A 16,811-nucleotide genomic window follows, 5' to 3' on the forward strand; every position below is an offset into this window, starting at 1 on the left:
ATTTCGCTCAAATAAACTTCGAGTAATTTAAACCAATCAATCAATGAAAATTATTTCGATTAATCAATCAGTAAAAATCCACACAAGTTGTTCTTCAATTCTCTTAATGATTTTTCTGCTCCTCATCAGAGACAGAATTCAACGCAATACAAAACCTTCATCTTAACCCTGTAAGCTAAGATATTCTCGTGTATCGCGTCGGGATGAGTGCATTATAGGGAAAAAAAACCGGTACGCAAGCACTTTTATAAATATGCGCGCTCGACCGGTTCTTTTTCAGCCAAATAAAATTTTAAAAATAATTAAATAACTGATTTATATGGTTAATTTATTTTTGAGAATTTTTGATTTTTATATCTACTATCTTTATAGGTTGTTTTGGTACGTTTTGATGCATGCCATAGTTTGATGTAGGAGCCTGAACAATACGGTCAACTACATCCATTCCTTTGACCACTTTACCAAAAACAGCATATCCGGGATTTCCTGGTGAACGGTTAAGAAAGTTATTGTCTGCAACATTTATAAAAAACTGGCTAGTTGCTGAATCAGGATTTGAAGTACGGGCCATCGCCAAAGTACCTCGTGTATTTGCAATACCATTTCCTGCTTCGTTTTTAATAGGTGCTCGTGTTGTCTTTTCCTGCATGTTCGTAGTCATTCCGCCACCTTGAGCCATAAATCCTGGAATGACACGGTGAAAGATGGTCTCTTTATAAAAACCAGATTTTATATAGCCTTTAAAGTTATTCACACTCATTGGTGCTTTATCATCATATAACTCTATTTCGATGTTGCCTAAATTTGTTTGCATCTCAACTAAGGTATTCGCCCACACTGAGTGACTACTTACTCCTAAACACAACAACATCAGTAATTTTTTCATATTGCCCTACAACAACTTTATAAATAATTAACCGTTAAATCTAATCGCCTACGGCAAACAATTCTAGTGAGTATTTATTAATAGCTTTATATAGCTTTTATATTAATCCACGTTCCACGTGAAACATGGATTAATCAGCTTACTTAACTATTTTTATCCCAAAACTTTCTAAAGTTTTTACTAATTTCGATCGTATAACGTTTTGCTTTTCTAGAAATCGGAGTCAGGTTAATAAAGCCATGAGTCTGATCCGGAAATTCTTCATAATGCATTTTCACGCCATTTTGTCTTAACTTATGACTATATATTTTAGCTTCATCATGTAAGACATCATGCCCCGCTGTAATCACAAAAGCGGGCGGGTTTTTCTTTAGATTGCCATAGGTAGGAGAAATTATTGGATCATCAAGTTCTACATTATGATGCGTTGCATAATATTGAGTGACATAGTCAATATCAGTATTTGTTAAGACTAGCCCTTCGTTATAAGCATAGAATGAAGGATGTCTGCTTTTGAAGTCGACTGTAGGATAAATCAATAATTGTGCCTGTGGAGCATAAGCTTTATTTACTGATCTTTGCGCTACAACAGTACTAATATTTCCGCCAGCACTATCCCCTGCGACAGCAATTCTACTTTTTAATATTTTTAATTGTCTGCGGTTTTGATAAACCCAAGCTAATGCATCTTCACACGATTGAATTAAATGTTGTGGTGAAACTTCAGGTGCTAAAGGATAGTCGATACTGAGCACCTGTACTTTTGCATATTTTGCTAATAAGCGACAAACCTCATCATGAGTATCTAAACCACCTACAACAAAACCACCTCCATGATAAAACACGATCAATGGCAATTTTTTGTTAGGGGCAGGATGATAATGCCTAGCAAAGATAGTTCCGCTTTGTAGGGGTAAGCGAATATCTTCTACTAACTCAATATCAGTTGGTTTTTGGCGTATGGCCTGCATTTGTGCATCGAATGCTCTTCTTGATTCAATCGGGTCTGAACCAATAAATCCCACTCTCCCCTGTTTAATTTGCACAGCCATCATGCATTTCGTAAATGAATCGAGATCTGGATATTGATAAGAGTATCCTAAAATTTTAGCGAGAGACTCTTGAGCTAGTCTAGGTAACCTATCAAGTGCTCGAGCAGCAGGACCTTGCCCCTTATCTAGCAATGTTTGAATTTTTTGATTAAATGCTGTCATGCTTGTCTCCTTGAATCCCTCTTATCCTTCATATTTTCTACAGAATTCTTTGTTGTTTGACTATATTCGCATACAACTCATGCAATCAAGATACAAAGGTAAAAACCAATCTACGCTAATCTGATTTATAGCAAATGTCATTAACAAATCTGTCGTTTAAAACAGGACTTTTTTGCCAATTATTGTTAACAGACAAAAAGAGGTACTGCTATGTCAGCAAAACTAGTTGTTACTTTGTTAGCAACCAGTCTTTTAACTGTAGGCTGTGTTGCTTATACAGATGATCCTTATTATCGCGGTGGTTATGGTTACCATGATCATGACGACGATCGTTATGACCGTAACGATGGACGTCGATATAGTGAGTGGGAACGCAAACGTTGGGAAGAGCGTAAAAGATTATATGAACAACAACGCAAAGATATTCGCGAACAGGAAAAGGATCGTCGTGAATGGGAAAAACGACACCGTGAATGGGAGAAGAAACGCTTAGAAGACCGAGATCATGATCATAGAGATTATCGTCATGATGACTAAACATACTACTTCTATATAAAAAGCCCCAAAGCAATAAGTCTCTTGGGGCTTTTTTGAGGAATATAAATTCTCTCTAATTTATAGAAAAATGAGTAGCAGCTCATTTCATATATGTATCGGCATCTTGAACATATACGTTCTATAAACTCATATCTCTTATTTTTAGCAGCAAATTACTGAGCAGTTGCAGAGCCTGAAACTGAACCAGAAGCACCAGCATCAACTTGACCTGGTTGAGCTTGACCAGAAACACCTGCATCTACACCAACACCAGCTTGTACGCCAGATGGGCTAGCACTTGTTTGAGCAGAACCAGAAGCGTTTAAACCAGCTTCTGATGCACAACCAACAGCTGTAAATGCAACACCAGCAAGTACTACAGAGATAAGACCTAATTTTTTCATGATAGCTTTCCTTTCATTACGACAAACATTTAAATGCAAAGTTCATCTTCGCGCTGCCTATAATTCACAATTTTTTTTCTTAACGTGCGTATCATTGGTTGTCTTTTGTAGTAATAGCGGTACAAATTCTGCAATTTTTTATTAAAATTACTTTCTTAAATCAACTATATTATTTTATAAATGAAACTATAGATAAACACTTGTTTAATTTTATCAATTTTGTATTTTTTCTCTATTTGACAGATATATTCAAAATATTTCCCTTTATAGAAACGCAATACAAGTTGCGTAGATTGTTACAGTGCTTTTTGACTTTTAAAATCGATTTTTCTGTAAGAAAGCCGTGAATTGTCACGGCTTTCTTGAAAGTTAATATGGCTTAAACATTAGATTATGGCCACTGCATTTCACCTTTTACCACTTTAGCGCCGAGCTCTAAGCTATCAACACTTTGAAGCGTTGGATATTGCTTCTGCATGAGCTTGCTCAGCTCAGTAGCATTTTTAGTTGCTTTAGCTGCTTTTTCATAACTATTTAAATAGTTAATCGAAAAGTTAACAGCATCTAAACCTTGTGGAGCTCCCTCAACCATATGAGCAGGTACAACAATTTTAGGTTGGAGTGCTTTGATGCTTTCTAAAGATTGAATGACTTCCACACGATCTTTGGTTTTAGGTGTATCTGCCATCCATAAATGAATACCTGAAGATACCGGAATACCACCCACAACTGCTTTTGCAGAAGGAACCCATAAATAAGTAAGTTCTTTTTTACCTTTAATTTCGATTGACTCATTCTCAAGTTTTAAAGTTTTAGCAGTGTAAGCTTGAGGCACAATAATTTGGCTAGGTGCATTTGCGCCCATTTGTGGCCCCCAATATTTAACTTTAAGCGCTTGAGTATCCTGAATATGCTTTACTGTTTCCGGCGTAGCAATGATCTGTACATTTGGGAAATACTGTTTAAATACGTCTAAGCCGAAATAATAATCCGGGTCGCCATAGCTTACGAAAATAGTTTTTAATGTTTTACCGCTATCGAGAATATTTGCAGCAATACGTAATGCTTCAGATTTTGAGAATTGTGCATTAACCAGTAAAACTTCTTTGTCGCCTTCTATTAAGGTTGAGGTGACACCAAAGTGCTCTGGTTTAGCCAGAAAACTCTGAATTTTCAGATCTTGAGCTAAAGCTGACTGAGCCATAGTTAATGCTGTAGCAGTAGCAAGTGCGGAAGCGGATAATTTAAATAATTTCATTAGGTATTCTCCTGTTTCATGAAGAACACTTTAAATTGCAATTTATGTAAGATAAATGCACTAATTTAAGATAAACTGTTGCATATATTGTAACAATAGCTAGACATATGGATACTTTAAAAGCCATTCAGGTCTTTGTTTCTATTGCACAACACGGTAATTTAACTAAAGCCGCAGAGCATCTTAATTATTCTCGTGCAATGGTTTCGCGTTATCTTGAGCATCTTGAACATACGTTCTCAACTCGACTATTTCAGAGAAATACCCGAAAAATCTCTCTTACACCCGCAGGTGAAAAAGCTCTGCTCTACTGCGAAAATATTTTACAGCAGCAACAACTTTTACAAGAACTCGCAGCGCCTGAACAACACAACGGTACAATCCGTTTTACATGCGGATTATTTCTATTTGAACTTGGGGTTGCGGAATGTATTCGGCAATTTAAGAGACAGCATCCTCATATTCAGTTTGATGTATACCTGACTGAAAGCACGATTGATCTTATAGATGCACAAGTGGACTTGGCACTACGGATTACTCAAAAAGTCGCAGATGGTTTAATTGCACGGCCAGTTTGTCAAATCGAATCCGTTTTCTGTGCTCATCCTGATTATTTAAAACAGCACAGTCCCCTACTCCATCCTCGTCAACTCATTCAACACGAATGTATTGCACATCATAGCCAGCATCAATTCTGGACACTTTTTGATAATGAACAACAACCTCAGAACTATCCTCTAAATGTCACTTTTAAAAGTAATGATGTGAATGCACTTTATGATATGTGCTTACATGCACAGGGAGTTGCAATGTTGCCTACATTATTAGTTGAGAAAGATTTAAAAGAAAAACGCTTAAAAGCTTTATTTAAAAATTTTACGGCTCCGGAGTTAAGCTTGTCGGTCGTGTATGCTTCTAGACAACATTTACCCCGAATCACTCAAGAATTTATAGCTTTTATGATCGAAAATTTAGATTTTTACTTAAAACCGCAAAATTAAAAGCTTTAAATTGCCGTGTACGCTTGAATTTTTAGGCAATGCCCATACTTCATCCCTATTAATGAATTACAGCATATGCATGGCAGTTCAGGTTTTACACAGTAAATACTGATGCCAAAAAGGACTGTACATGTTTAAAAACCCATTTAAACGGAGATCATCAATGGCTAATGAGCAAAACGAGCAAGCTCAAGACATTCAAAATGAGCAAGTTGAGCAATCTAACGAGCAAACTCAGGCTGAAGGTGTAGAGCAAGCAAACGACGTTACCGTTGAATCTTTACAAGCGCAAATCACTAAACTAGAAGAAAATCTTAAGCTTGAAAAAGCTCGTACTGCCAATGCAGTTTACGAAGCACAAAAAAGTGTAGAGCGTATTCAGCGTGAGTCTGAGAAGCATAAAGAGACTGTGCTTGAGAAATTTGCAAAAGAATTGTTGGACTCTGTCGACAATTTAGAACGCGCAATTCAGGCAGCTGGCGATGAAGAAACGCCTGTACTTGAAGGTGTTAAGTTAACCTTAAAGTCACTTTTAACGACTCTTGAGAAATTTGGCGTTGTAGAAGCTGATACTCAAAATGGTTTCAACGCAGATTTACACCAAGCTGTTGGCATTGATCCAAATGCAAAAGCAAATGAAATCGGTACCGTTTTACAAAAAGGCTATACCTTAAATGGCCGCTTATTGCGCCCTGCTATGGTTATGGTTGGTCAATAAAATGAGCAAAAGCAAAGCATCTCTTTGCTAAAAGCCCAAGAATTTGAGAGTTTTTTGATTTTTTTTCATAAAAATGCTTGAAAAAAACCGATTGACTCTCATATCGAATAACAAGCAAAAACATTGCAACAGAATTTTAGAGGAACACACCAAATGGCAAAAATTATTGGTATTGACTTAGGTACTACCAACTCATGTGTTGCTGTACTTGAAGGCGATAAAGTAAAAGTAATCGAAAACGCAGAAGGCGCACGTACAACTCCATCGATCATTGCGTATAAAGATGGCGAGATCTTAGTGGGCCAAAGCGCTAAGCGTCAGGCAGTAACAAATCCTAAAAATACATTATTCGCGATCAAGCGTTTAATTGGTCGTCGTTATGAAGATCAAGCAGTACAAAAAGACATCGGTCTTGTACCTTATAAAATCATCAAAGCAGACAACGGTGATGCTTGGGTTGAAGTAAACGATAAAAAACTAGCACCTCAACAGATCTCTGCTGAAATCTTGAAAAAGATGAAAAAAACTGCAGAAGATTATTTAGGTGAAACAGTAACTGAAGCTGTAATTACTGTTCCTGCTTACTTTAACGATGCTCAACGTCAAGCAACTAAAGATGCGGGTAAAATCGCTGGTTTAGATGTTAAACGTATCATTAACGAACCAACTGCTGCTGCACTTGCGTTCGGTATGGACAAAAAAGAAGGCGACCGTAAAGTTGCAGTTTACGACTTAGGTGGTGGTACATTTGACGTATCTATCATTGAAATCGCGGATCTTGATGGCGACCAACAAATTGAAGTGTTATCAACTAACGGTGATACTTTCCTTGGTGGTGAAGACTTCGATAACGCGTTAATTGAATACTTGGTTGAAGAATTCAAGAAAGAACAAAACGTAAACTTGAAAAACGATCCACTTGCGTTACAACGTTTGAAAGAAGCTGCTGAAAAAGCAAAAATCGAGCTTTCTTCTTCGAATGCAACTGAAATCAACCTTCCATACATCACTGCTGATGCGACTGGTCCTAAACACTTAGTGATCAACGTAACTCGTGCAAAACTTGAAGGTTTAGTTGCTGATTTAGTTGCTCGTACTATCGAACCTTGTAAGATTGCTCTTAAAGATGCTGGTCTTTCGACTTCTGACATCTCTGACGTCATCTTAGTTGGTGGTCAGTCTCGTATGCCACTTGTACAACAAAAAGTACAAGAATTCTTCGGTAGAGAACCACGTAAAGACGTGAACCCTGACGAAGCAGTTGCAATCGGTGCCGCAATTCAAGGTGCTGTATTGTCTGGTGACAAGAACGACGTATTGCTTCTTGACGTAACACCATTAACTTTAGGTATTGAAACAATGGGTGGTGTATTAACACCAATCATTGAGAAAAACACAACGATTCCTGCGAAGAAATCACAAGTGTTCTCTACTGCTGCTGATAACCAACCAGCGGTAGATATTTCAGTTTACCAAGGTGAACGTAAGATGGCTCAACAAAACAAATTGTTGGGTAACTTCCAGTTAGGTGACATCCCACCTGCTCCACGTGGTGTGCCACAAATTGAAGTATCTTTCGATATTAACGCTGACGGTATCTTGAAAGTGTCTGCAAAAGACAAGAGCACTGGTAAAGAGCAATCGATCCAGATTAAGGCAAACTCAGGTTTATCTGATGCTGAAATCGAAGCGATGATTAAAGATGCAGAAGCAAATGCTGAAGAAGACCGTAAGTTTGAAGAACTTGCAAAAGCTCGTAACGAAGCTGATGCATTAATTTCAAGCTCAAATAAAGCTGTTAAAGATCTTGGTGACAAAGTGACTGAAGATGAAAAAACAGCGGTAAATACAGCAGTTTCTGAACTTGAAGCAGCAACAAAAGAAAATGATGTTGAAGCAATCAAAGCGAAAACTGAAGCTTTACAAAACATCTTAATGCCGATCACTCAACGTGCTTATGAACAAGCGCAACAAGCTGGCGGTGCTGAAGGTTTCGACCCAAATGCATTCCAAGGTGGTGATGCTGGTCAACAAAAAGCAGACGATGGCGTTGTAGATGCTGAGTTCACTGAAGTAAAAGATGACAAAAAATAATTTGTCTCTTTAAAAAAGACCGCGCGAAGGCGCGGTTTTTTTATTATTTACAAAAAATAACAATAATATTTTTTATATATTTTTTCATGAACTTAATGGGCAAAATAGTCAATCATAAAAATTAACTATTTATTATTTATAGATATTTTAAAAAATTAAAATCACTGTTATGAAATCCATTAATTTTTCTATTAATGCCAAACATATGTATTTATTTATTCTCTTTCTTTAGCAAGATCACAAAACAATCGCTATCTCTGGTCATTTTTATCACTTTGACGAATAAGGATTACATCCTAACAATAAGAATTTATTTATATTTTTATTTTTGCCATGAAAAAATTTCTATGGTGGGGAATAAGTTTATACTTCAGTATAAGCTTACAGGTAGCTGCTTTTGCTCAAAGCAATTTATCAAATATTTCTTTTAATCAGCCTTTAAAATATAGGATTGATTATATAGATCCACGTTTTGAATTAACGAAAGAACAATTTATTCAAATTGGTAAAGAAGCAGCTGAAATTTGGCAAAAAGAAACTGGGAAAACCTATTTTATTTATGATTCTCAAGCAGAGCTTACTATTAATTTAGTATTGGACAATCAACAAGCTACTCAAAATGAAAGAAAAAATAGTATAAATGAGCTATTAAAGCAGCAGGAAGAATGGAGAGAGAAAAATAAAGCTATTCTTTTATTTAAACAACAAATTGATCAGGAAACCTCTCTTTTGAATAAAGAAAAAGAGAATCTCAAGTATAAATTCGAACTATATCAAAAAGATGTATCTCTTTTTAATCAAGGAAACTATAGGCAATTTACTCAAAGCAGTTTAAACAAACGCCAAGCTGAGTTAAGCCAGCTTTCGTTAGAATTACAAACAAAGTTTTCTCAACATAGCAATAAAATAGAAATGCTTAATAGACAAATTAAGCAAATAAATCAACAACAAAGCTTGCTTAATCAATCTATTGAGAAATTTAATTTGAGCACGACTTCTGGCTCAAAAACTTTTCATAAAGGCTTGTTTAGTCAAAACCAAATTCAGATTTATGGCTTTACTTCATTCGATGATCTGCGCCTAACACTTGCTCATGAGTTTGGACATGCATTAGGTTTAAAACACACCGATGATCCTAAATCTTTGATGTACCCTCTTTTAAGAGAGCAGGATATTCATAACTTCAAATTAACAAATTCAGATTTAGATCTATTGGCTACATTATATGGTTCAAATGACGAAAATCATTAAAACTAACTGATTAAATAAACTAAATAAAATAAAAACTATTCAATTTTTACTAAAAAATAATTTGGCATTTGGTAAAAAATAATGAGACACAAGTCTCATTATTTTGTCGAAATTGTATATTTTTTGATTGATTTTTCATTTTATATTCTTATAATACGTTTTTTTTCAAATCTCCCCCCTTTGATTATGCGTTTAACTTCTTTGTTATTAGGCATGGCCTTTGCTTTTTCTAATTTTCAGGCTAATGCTAATCTTGCGACTCCCCTACACACCCAAGTTCAGCAAAAAAATGTTCAACATTTGACATATAAAATTGCTGAAGTTGACCCTCGTTTTGGTTTAAGTCAAGAGCAATTGATCCAGATTACACAGCAAGCTGCTGATATTTGGAAAGAAGGTACAGGTAAAAATTACTTTACTTATGACCCAAATGCAAAGTTAGAAATTCGTCTTGTATACGATGACAGCCAAAATCGTTCAGCAGAGCGTCAAAAAATCGCTTCTCAGTTCAAACAAGACCAACAACGTGTAATTGATGAGCAACAACAAATTAAACAGTTGAAGCAAAATTTAAGTCAAACTCAATCGGATCTTGAAAATAAAAAACAGATCTTAAATGAAAAATTGAAGAATTTTGATCAACAGATGATGCAGTTTAAGGAAGGAAAATTAGCTCCTGAATACACTGCAAAATCACTTTCGAAAACTCAGAAAGATTTACAGAAACAGACAGTTGCTTTAAAGAAAGATATCGCTGCTTATAATCAGCAAGCTGCAGACTTAAATAAAAAGGTTACTCACTTTAACCAGATTAATGATGAATTCAATCAATCATTAAATCAGTTTAAGCAAAATGCCCAAGCTGATGTATTTAAGAAAGGTATTTATAACGGTAAACAAATCATGATCTATGAATATAGTTCTATTGATGATTTACGTTTAACGATTGCTCATGAATTAGGCCATGCACTTGGCTTAAAGCATAGTGATCAACCGGGTGCTTTAATGTACTCAGTTCGAAAAGATAGCGATAAAAAAAGTAATATTTTAACTGATGCTGATCGTGATCTATTAAGCGCTTTACCTCAATAATTAGATACTGAACTCATACGATGTATCTACTTTATAAATAGATACATCGAAATTCATGTCAAAGTCATGTTATTGTGGTTGTAAGAGCCGTCTAAAATAGAATGGAGATCAAGATGAGTTATTATCATATCCTGATTGAAGTAAATGATCACATTAGTACGATTGAGCAAACTCGAGATATCGAACTATTTGATATTATTGAACTTAAACCTTACCTTCATTCTATTTTATTACCTTACTTCAATGAGCAAGAAATTGAGCTTGAAGATGAAAATATTGAATATAAAGATATTTTACATCTGGAAGTTAAGCAGACATTATTGCCTATCGAGCACCTAATTGAAGAAGAACAAAAGCAGCTACCAAGTGATACAGATGTCACAATTACTGCTTATGAAATCTTTAATGACCGTGATTTAAGCCAAGATGTTACCTCAGTTATTTTTGATATATTGGAAGCAGTTAAGCTAGATCAATCTATAGTTTAGCTGTTCAATAAAAAAGGTCTGCATATGCAGACCTTTTTTATTTAATATTTTATTGCATCATTTTTCGTGCTTGTTCTTGGCGGAATGCACGTAAAATTTGTTGCCCTGCCCGTCCTGTTGGATTTAAACCTAAACGGGTTTGCTCCTGACGAATAGCAACACGGGTTTTATCGCCAATCAATCCATCAACAGCACCAATATCATAGCCACGATTAATCAAAAATTGCTGAATTTCACGACGCTCTGCACGTGAAGTACCAGGATCATCAGTTGGCCAAGAGCTAACAAATGGACCTGCTCCTCTTAAGCGATCAGACAAATGTGCAATTGCCAGCCCGTAACTTTCCGCAGCGTTGTAACTATAAATAGCATCAAAATTCTTAAATACTAAAAATACTGGTCCACTTGGTCCTGCTGGAGCCATTAAACCGGCTGGCGTACTACCAGACAAAGGACCTTGTATTAGTGGCGAACCATCAATCCGTGTTACTCCTCGCGCACTCCAACTGCTTAATGGTTTTTTCGAGCGTCGTCCTTCTCCATCAATTGACATGCCTGCTGGAATTTGAACTTCAAAGCCCCAAGGCATACCCGTCTGCCAACCTGCTTTATTCAAGAAATTAGCCGTTGATGCCAATGCATCTGCAGTACTCGATACTAAATCGCGTCGGCCATCTCCATCAAAATCAACCGCTAAGCGTTCATAAGTTGATGGCATAAATTGAGTATGACCAAATGCTCCTGCCCACGAACCTTTAAGTTGATCTTCAGTTAAGTCACCACGCTGTAAAATACGCATTGTGGCAAAAAACTCGGTACGAAAATAACTTTGTCGGCGCCCTTCACAACTTAAAGTCCCAAGAGCTTGTAATAAAGGATATTTTCCAGAAATATCACCAAAATTACTTTCAACACCCCATACCGCTACAATGGTTTCAGCAGGCACACCGTACACTTGAGAAGCACGATTTAAAACATCTCGGTGTTGTGCAAGTTTTTGTTTTCCAAGTGCAACACGTTCTTCATCTACCAGACCAGACAAATAATCCCAAATCGGTGTCGAAAACTCTGGTTGGTAATTTAACTTATCAATCACCGAGTAATCTGGTGTTAAATTTTGCGTATAGCGATCATAAGTGCTACCTGAAACACCAGCAGCAATAGCCTGTGAACGTAAATTTGCCAAACAGCTCTGGAAATTATTATTAGGCGTATAAGTATCACTATTCGTTACTGGAACAGTCGCATTACTAGATATTGTAGAACCATTAATTACCAGCTCTGCTTGAGCCTGGGTCATCGCCAAAAATACAGACCCAACAATACAAGAAAAACGTCGCATATTATCCTAGTTCAATTTTTAAATTTAAATTTGTAAGTACCATACCATTATGGACTCAAATTTTTCAGAGAGAAATCGTAAATTTGAATTCATAATTACTTCTTTAAATTCATTTCCAGAGTTTTAAATTCAAATTTCCCCTCTATTTTTGAATTTAAAACTTTCCTCACAAGATGAATTAATTTTTAAATTCAAAATCTACCCTCTAATTTAAATTCAAAAACTTCATTTTAAATTTAAAAATCCAAGCCCAATCCACTTGTGGATAACTCATAAAACCACGCATCTAAACTGCCTCACACACTATATTCTTTATGCTTTTCATAACTTTTGTGAAGTACAAGCCCTTGGCTACTCATAAATATACGTTTTAAATTTAAAAGTCAGGCGCAGTTTTGAATTCAAAATATCATTCAGACGACATACATCTTTTTAAATTCAAAACAAACACAAGCTGGAGTACCAGATTTAAATTCAAACTTTAAGTATTGGGGATAACTTATTTTAAATTCAAAACCACCAAAACTACTTATTTCATTTTTTAAATTCAAAATTAGAACCTTTATTTAAATTCAAAAAGCTTAATAAAAGTTATCCACAGCAGAACAACATTACGTTTCTTAAATTTTTTAAATTTAAAAGACAAAAAAAGCGATCCGAAGATCGCTTTTTAGAAATTTTAACTTAATTAAATGGTCATATCAGCTGTTAATGCGAGTGGTTCTGGCAAAATTTTCGCTAACTGACGGCATAAATTCGTCAATTCATTACTATCCACAGGCATTAACGTAATGTGGCCTAATTTACGGCCAGCACGTTCTGACTTGTTATAAAGATGCAGATGAGCACCATTTAGTGCCAAAACATCTTCAGTTTTAGGATGTTGACCAATAATATTGATCATAACCGTTGGTCGAATAACGTCTGTTGACCCCAATGGTAGCCCTGCAACAGCTCGAATATGGTTTTCAAACTGTGAACATACGGCGCCTTCAATTGACCAGTGGCCTGAGTTATGCACACGCGGTGCCATCTCATTCGCGCATAAGCCTTGTTCTGTCACAAATAGCTCTAGAGTTAGCACACCTACATAGTTGAGATGATTTAACAAACGCGTAATGTAGTCTTGAGCAACAGGTTGTAGAGCTTCACTATTCGGTGCAGGTACGATTGAGTGCGACAAAATACCGTTGTGATGATGGTTTTCAGCCAATGGCCAAGTCTTCACTTCACCATTTTGACCACGTACTGCAATAATCGAAACTTCGCGAGAAAATTTCACAAAACTTTCAGCCACTAAGCTTTTTGCAGGACCAAGCTCTGCCCAAGCTGTATCAATTTGGTCTTCTGAACGAAGTACAGACTGACCTTTGCCATCATATCCACCAGTTGCAGTCTTAAGTACAATTGGTAAACCAAGCTCAGCAACAGCTTTTTTCAAGCTTTCTAGGCTATCTACAGCACGATACGGCGCAACAGGAATCGCAAGTTCATCAAACAATGCTTTTTCTGACAAACGATTTTGCGCAGTTGCTAAAGCAATACGGGGAGGGTGCAGTGTTTTAGTTTGTGTTAACACATCTACATCTGCAACAGGCGTATTTTCAAACTCAAGACTGAAAACATCAGCGCTTTCAATAAACTGCTTTAAACCTTGTTCATCTTGACTAGAAAAAACTTGGCCTAAAACACCTGCTGGACAATCTGTATTTGCTTCAAAAAAAGTACATTGAATATTTAATGGTAAAGCTGCTTGCGCCATCATACGGCCCAATTGCCCACCACCAAAAATACCGATAGTTTTATCCATTTCAGCCTCTTAAACCTGTCCCGGAATATTGTTGCTTGCAACTTTATCAGTTTGTGCAGCACGGAAATCTGCAACATTTTTTGCAATTTCAGGACGAGTTAAACCTAAGATTTGAGCAGCCATAATCGCAGCATTGGTCGCACCAGCCGGACCAATTGCCAAAGTACCTACAGCGATACCTGCTGGCATTTGTACAATTGAAAGTAATGAATCTACGCCATTTAAAATTGATGATTTAACTGGTACACCCAATACAGGTAAATCAGTTTTTGCCGCACACATACCTGGTAAATGCGCAGCTCCACCAGCGCCTGCAATAATCACTTGAATACCACGATCACGCGCAGTTTCTGCATATTCAAACAAACGGTCCGGAGTACGGTGAGCAGATACCACTTCCGCTTCAAATGGGACACCAAGTTGTTTAAGCATATTGGCAGTATGTTCAAGCGTTGCCCAATCGGACTGGGAACCCATGATAATTCCGACTAAAGGTTGGGTATCTGTTGCGACCGCGTTCATTGGCATTTCCAAAGCGTAAAAATGGTAAAAACTCGACTTGTACCAAGCCAAGCATGAGAGAAAAAGATGAGGCCAATATTATAGCTGTTTTTTCACTCACCCCAAAGCCCAAGTTTATGTGGAAAAAGCATGATTCCGATGGATTTAACAACGATCTGTCTGAAAACCCAATTTCAGATAATTTTACTGGCTTCTAAATACAAAATAGACACAACCAAACAGGCATAACATGGCCCAAACATAGTCTAGTTTGAACGGCTGCTTAAATAGCAACACCATAAATGGAACAAATACAATAAGCGTGACAACTTCTTGGGTAATTTTCATTTCACCCAAAGTCCAACCTTGGTCACTCAAGAGTCGAGTTGCCGGAATCATAAAACTATATTCGAGCAGGGCAATAGCCCAACCGAATAAAATCGCTTGCCAGAATGGTGCGTGGTGCAAAAACTTAAGATGCCCATACCATGCAAGTGTCATAAAACAGTTAGAAATAATTAACAGAACGAAAGCTAAAACCGTTGGGCTCAAAGGCACATCCTTCATCATCACGATGATGTAAGTATTAATATGGATCGAAAATATTATAAAAGATAAAACTGTAATTCAGCTTAAATCTAAAAAATAAAGCTGTACTTTTATGAACGCCTCAAACACATAGAACAACAACGAATTTTGACTATCTTTTCCAGTTGAGCCTTGCTATCGTTGCTGGCAAATTTATCAATAATGAAAACACAGTAATTCACATTAATACTGTGTACAAAAGCAGTGGAGAAGGCGAGCAATGCATCTGCATATCTTGGGTATTTGTGGCACTTTTATGGGCTCTTTAGCACTTTTAGCTCGTGATTTAGGACATAAGGTAACAGGTTCCGATTCAAACGTTTACCCGCCAATGTCTACCCAGTTAGAAAATGCAGGTATTGAACTCATGCAAGGCTATGACCGTAGCCATTTACAGCCTCATCCGGACTTGGTTATTGTCGGCAATGCCATGAAACGTGGTATAGATGCCGTCGAATACATGCTAAATGAAGGTCTGCCATATATTTCTGGTCCACAGTTCCTTGCTGATCACGTTTTACAAGGTAAACATGTGCTTGGTGTGGCGGGTACTCACGGGAAAACAACTACGACAACCATGCTCGCTTGGGTACTTGATCAGGCGGGTTTAAACCCGGGCTTTTTAATTGGCGGTGTTCCACTTGGTTTTAGTGAAAGCGCTCGTTTAGGCGGTGGCAAATACTTTGTGGTTGAAGCCGACGAATATGACTCAGCTTTCTTCGATAAACGTTCTAAGTTTGTTCATTATCATCCAAAAACGGCGATTTTAAATAACCTTGAATTTGACCATGCCGATATTTTTGATGACCTAGCAGCGATTCAAAAGCAATTCCATCATCTGGTTCGTACTATTCCAAGTGAAGGCCGTATTATTGCGCCAATTACCGAAACTCATATTGATGAAGTACTTGAAATGGGCTGCTGGACACCAGTGATTCGTACAAGTTTAGAAGCAAATGAAAAAGCGGCTTTGTCTGCTGAATTAATTTCAATTGATGGCAGCCATTTTAAAGTACTCGAAAATGGCAATGTTGTTGGCGAAGTGAAATGGAGCATGACAGGGCAGCATAGCGTAGCGAATGCATTGGCAACGATTGCAGCCGCTCAGCATGTGGGCGTTTCGCTTGAAAAGGCATGTGAAGCTTTGTCTAACTTTGGCGGTGTAAAACGCCGTATGGAGTTACTCGGCACGATCAATGGTATTGAGGTTTATGATGACTTCGCTCACCATCCAACAGCAATCGACACGACTTTAGATGGCGCACGTAAACGTTTAGGCGAACGTCGTTTATGGGCCATTATTGAGCCACGTTCAAATACCATGCGCATGGGTAGCCATAAAGATGGCTTAGCACATTCTGCTCGTTTAGCAGACGAAGTGATTTGGTATCAGCCAGAAGGCCTAGATTGGGATTTACAACCTGTGATTGAAGCTGCGACTAACCATGCCCAAGTCAGCCGTTCACTTGATGAAATTATTGAACGTATTGTCAATGAAGCAGGTCAGGGTGATGCCGTTGTAATTATGTCTAATGGTGGTTTTGGTGGCTTACATCAAAAACTTATGAGCGCATTAAAAGCTAAAGCTGCTTAACTTGCGCTCCAGATGATTCAATAAAAAACGGGT

Annotated in this window: 16 protein-coding genes; 8 read left to right on the forward strand and 8 right to left on the reverse strand. The window is 37.1% G+C overall.

Annotated features, from left to right (window positions below; genetic code table 11):
- Positions 1–328: 328 nt before the first annotated feature.
- Together KNQ97_RS18185 and KNQ97_RS18190 are read right to left on the reverse strand one after the other, a co-directional pair.
- Positions 329–886 carry a peptidylprolyl isomerase gene (locus KNQ97_RS18185; RefSeq protein ID WP_016684890.1) on the reverse strand — a complete coding sequence of 186 codons (558 nt, stop codon included), beginning with the start codon at positions 884–886 and terminating at the stop codon, positions 329–331.
- Between the two features lie 143 nt (positions 887–1,029).
- Positions 1,030–2,100, reverse strand: a complete 1,071-nt coding sequence (locus KNQ97_RS18190; protein WP_000123589.1) for an alpha/beta hydrolase — start codon at positions 2,098–2,100, stop codon at positions 1,030–1,032.
- 210 nt (positions 2,101–2,310) lie between these two features.
- Here KNQ97_RS18190 and KNQ97_RS18195 point away from each other — a divergent pair, with 210 nt between their 5' ends.
- The gene (locus KNQ97_RS18195; RefSeq protein WP_001274776.1) at positions 2,311–2,637 is read left to right on the forward strand and encodes a hypothetical protein; all 327 of its coding nucleotides are present in this window, start codon (positions 2,311–2,313) and stop codon (positions 2,635–2,637) included.
- Between the two features lie 173 nt (positions 2,638–2,810).
- Here the strand turns inward: KNQ97_RS18195 and KNQ97_RS18200 are convergent, their stop codons facing one another.
- Together KNQ97_RS18200 and KNQ97_RS18205 are read right to left on the reverse strand one after the other, a co-directional pair.
- Positions 2,811–3,041 (reverse strand): hypothetical protein, encoded by a 231-nt coding sequence (locus KNQ97_RS18200; RefSeq protein WP_000733015.1) that lies wholly within the window; start codon positions 3,039–3,041, stop codon positions 2,811–2,813.
- A gap of 391 nt (positions 3,042–3,432) precedes the next feature.
- A complete protein-coding gene (locus KNQ97_RS18205; protein ID WP_000765233.1) occupies positions 3,433–4,299 on the reverse strand; it encodes an MBL fold metallo-hydrolase in 867 nt (288 codons plus the stop codon).
- A gap of 107 nt (positions 4,300–4,406) precedes the next feature.
- Here KNQ97_RS18205 and KNQ97_RS18210 point away from each other — a divergent pair, with 107 nt between their 5' ends.
- From KNQ97_RS18210 to KNQ97_RS18235, 6 genes are all read left to right on the forward strand, one after another.
- On the forward strand, positions 4,407–5,300 hold the full coding sequence (locus tag KNQ97_RS18210) for a LysR family transcriptional regulator (protein WP_000380236.1): 894 nt from the start codon (positions 4,407–4,409) through the stop codon (positions 5,298–5,300).
- A gap of 163 nt (positions 5,301–5,463) precedes the next feature.
- The gene (gene grpE, locus KNQ97_RS18215; protein ID WP_001262789.1) at positions 5,464–6,018 is read left to right on the forward strand and encodes a nucleotide exchange factor GrpE; all 555 of its coding nucleotides are present in this window, start codon (positions 5,464–5,466) and stop codon (positions 6,016–6,018) included.
- Positions 6,019–6,171: 153 nt separating this feature from the next.
- Positions 6,172–8,112, forward strand: coding sequence for a molecular chaperone DnaK (gene dnaK / locus KNQ97_RS18220; protein WP_001062605.1), 1,941 nt, complete (start codon positions 6,172–6,174; stop codon positions 8,110–8,112).
- 333 nt (positions 8,113–8,445) lie between these two features.
- Complete coding sequence (locus tag KNQ97_RS18225) at positions 8,446–9,363, forward strand: matrixin family metalloprotease (protein WP_000714219.1); 918 nt, start codon at positions 8,446–8,448, stop codon at positions 9,361–9,363.
- Positions 9,364–9,444: 81 nt separating this feature from the next.
- Positions 9,445–10,455, forward strand: a complete 1,011-nt coding sequence (locus KNQ97_RS18230) for a M57 family metalloprotease (protein WP_001216196.1) — start codon at positions 9,445–9,447, stop codon at positions 10,453–10,455.
- A gap of 101 nt (positions 10,456–10,556) precedes the next feature.
- Positions 10,557–10,943: a hypothetical protein gene (locus KNQ97_RS18235; RefSeq protein WP_001985173.1), complete on the forward strand. Its 387-nt coding sequence runs from the start codon at positions 10,557–10,559 to the stop codon at positions 10,941–10,943.
- A 49-nt stretch (positions 10,944–10,992) separates the two neighbouring features.
- On the opposite strand, the gene KNQ97_RS18240 is transcribed toward KNQ97_RS18235, so the two are convergent.
- From KNQ97_RS18240 to KNQ97_RS18255, 4 genes are all read right to left on the reverse strand, one after another.
- The gene (locus KNQ97_RS18240) at positions 10,993–12,285 is read right to left on the reverse strand and encodes a lytic murein transglycosylase (RefSeq protein ID WP_001252439.1); all 1,293 of its coding nucleotides are present in this window, start codon (positions 12,283–12,285) and stop codon (positions 10,993–10,995) included.
- Between the two features lie 688 nt (positions 12,286–12,973).
- The gene (locus tag KNQ97_RS18245; protein ID WP_253612573.1) at positions 12,974–14,095 is read right to left on the reverse strand and encodes a 5-(carboxyamino)imidazole ribonucleotide synthase; all 1,122 of its coding nucleotides are present in this window, start codon (positions 14,093–14,095) and stop codon (positions 12,974–12,976) included.
- Between the two features lie 9 nt (positions 14,096–14,104).
- Positions 14,105–14,617 (reverse strand): 5-(carboxyamino)imidazole ribonucleotide mutase, encoded by a 513-nt coding sequence (gene purE, locus KNQ97_RS18250; protein ID WP_000994663.1) that lies wholly within the window; start codon positions 14,615–14,617, stop codon positions 14,105–14,107.
- Positions 14,618–14,800: 183 nt separating this feature from the next.
- Positions 14,801–15,163, reverse strand: coding sequence for a DMT family protein (locus tag KNQ97_RS18255; RefSeq protein ID WP_085943970.1), 363 nt, complete (start codon positions 15,161–15,163; stop codon positions 14,801–14,803).
- A gap of 241 nt (positions 15,164–15,404) precedes the next feature.
- Here KNQ97_RS18255 and mpl point away from each other — a divergent pair, with 241 nt between their 5' ends.
- The gene (gene mpl, locus KNQ97_RS18260) at positions 15,405–16,778 is read left to right on the forward strand and encodes a UDP-N-acetylmuramate:L-alanyl-gamma-D-glutamyl-meso-diaminopimelate ligase (RefSeq protein WP_253612574.1); all 1,374 of its coding nucleotides are present in this window, start codon (positions 15,405–15,407) and stop codon (positions 16,776–16,778) included.
- The last annotated feature ends 33 nt before the right edge of the window (positions 16,779–16,811 follow it).

It is taken from the genome of Acinetobacter sp. UC24323, assembly GCF_024151445.1.
Classification (GTDB): domain Bacteria; phylum Pseudomonadota; class Gammaproteobacteria; order Pseudomonadales; family Moraxellaceae; genus Acinetobacter; species Acinetobacter baumannii.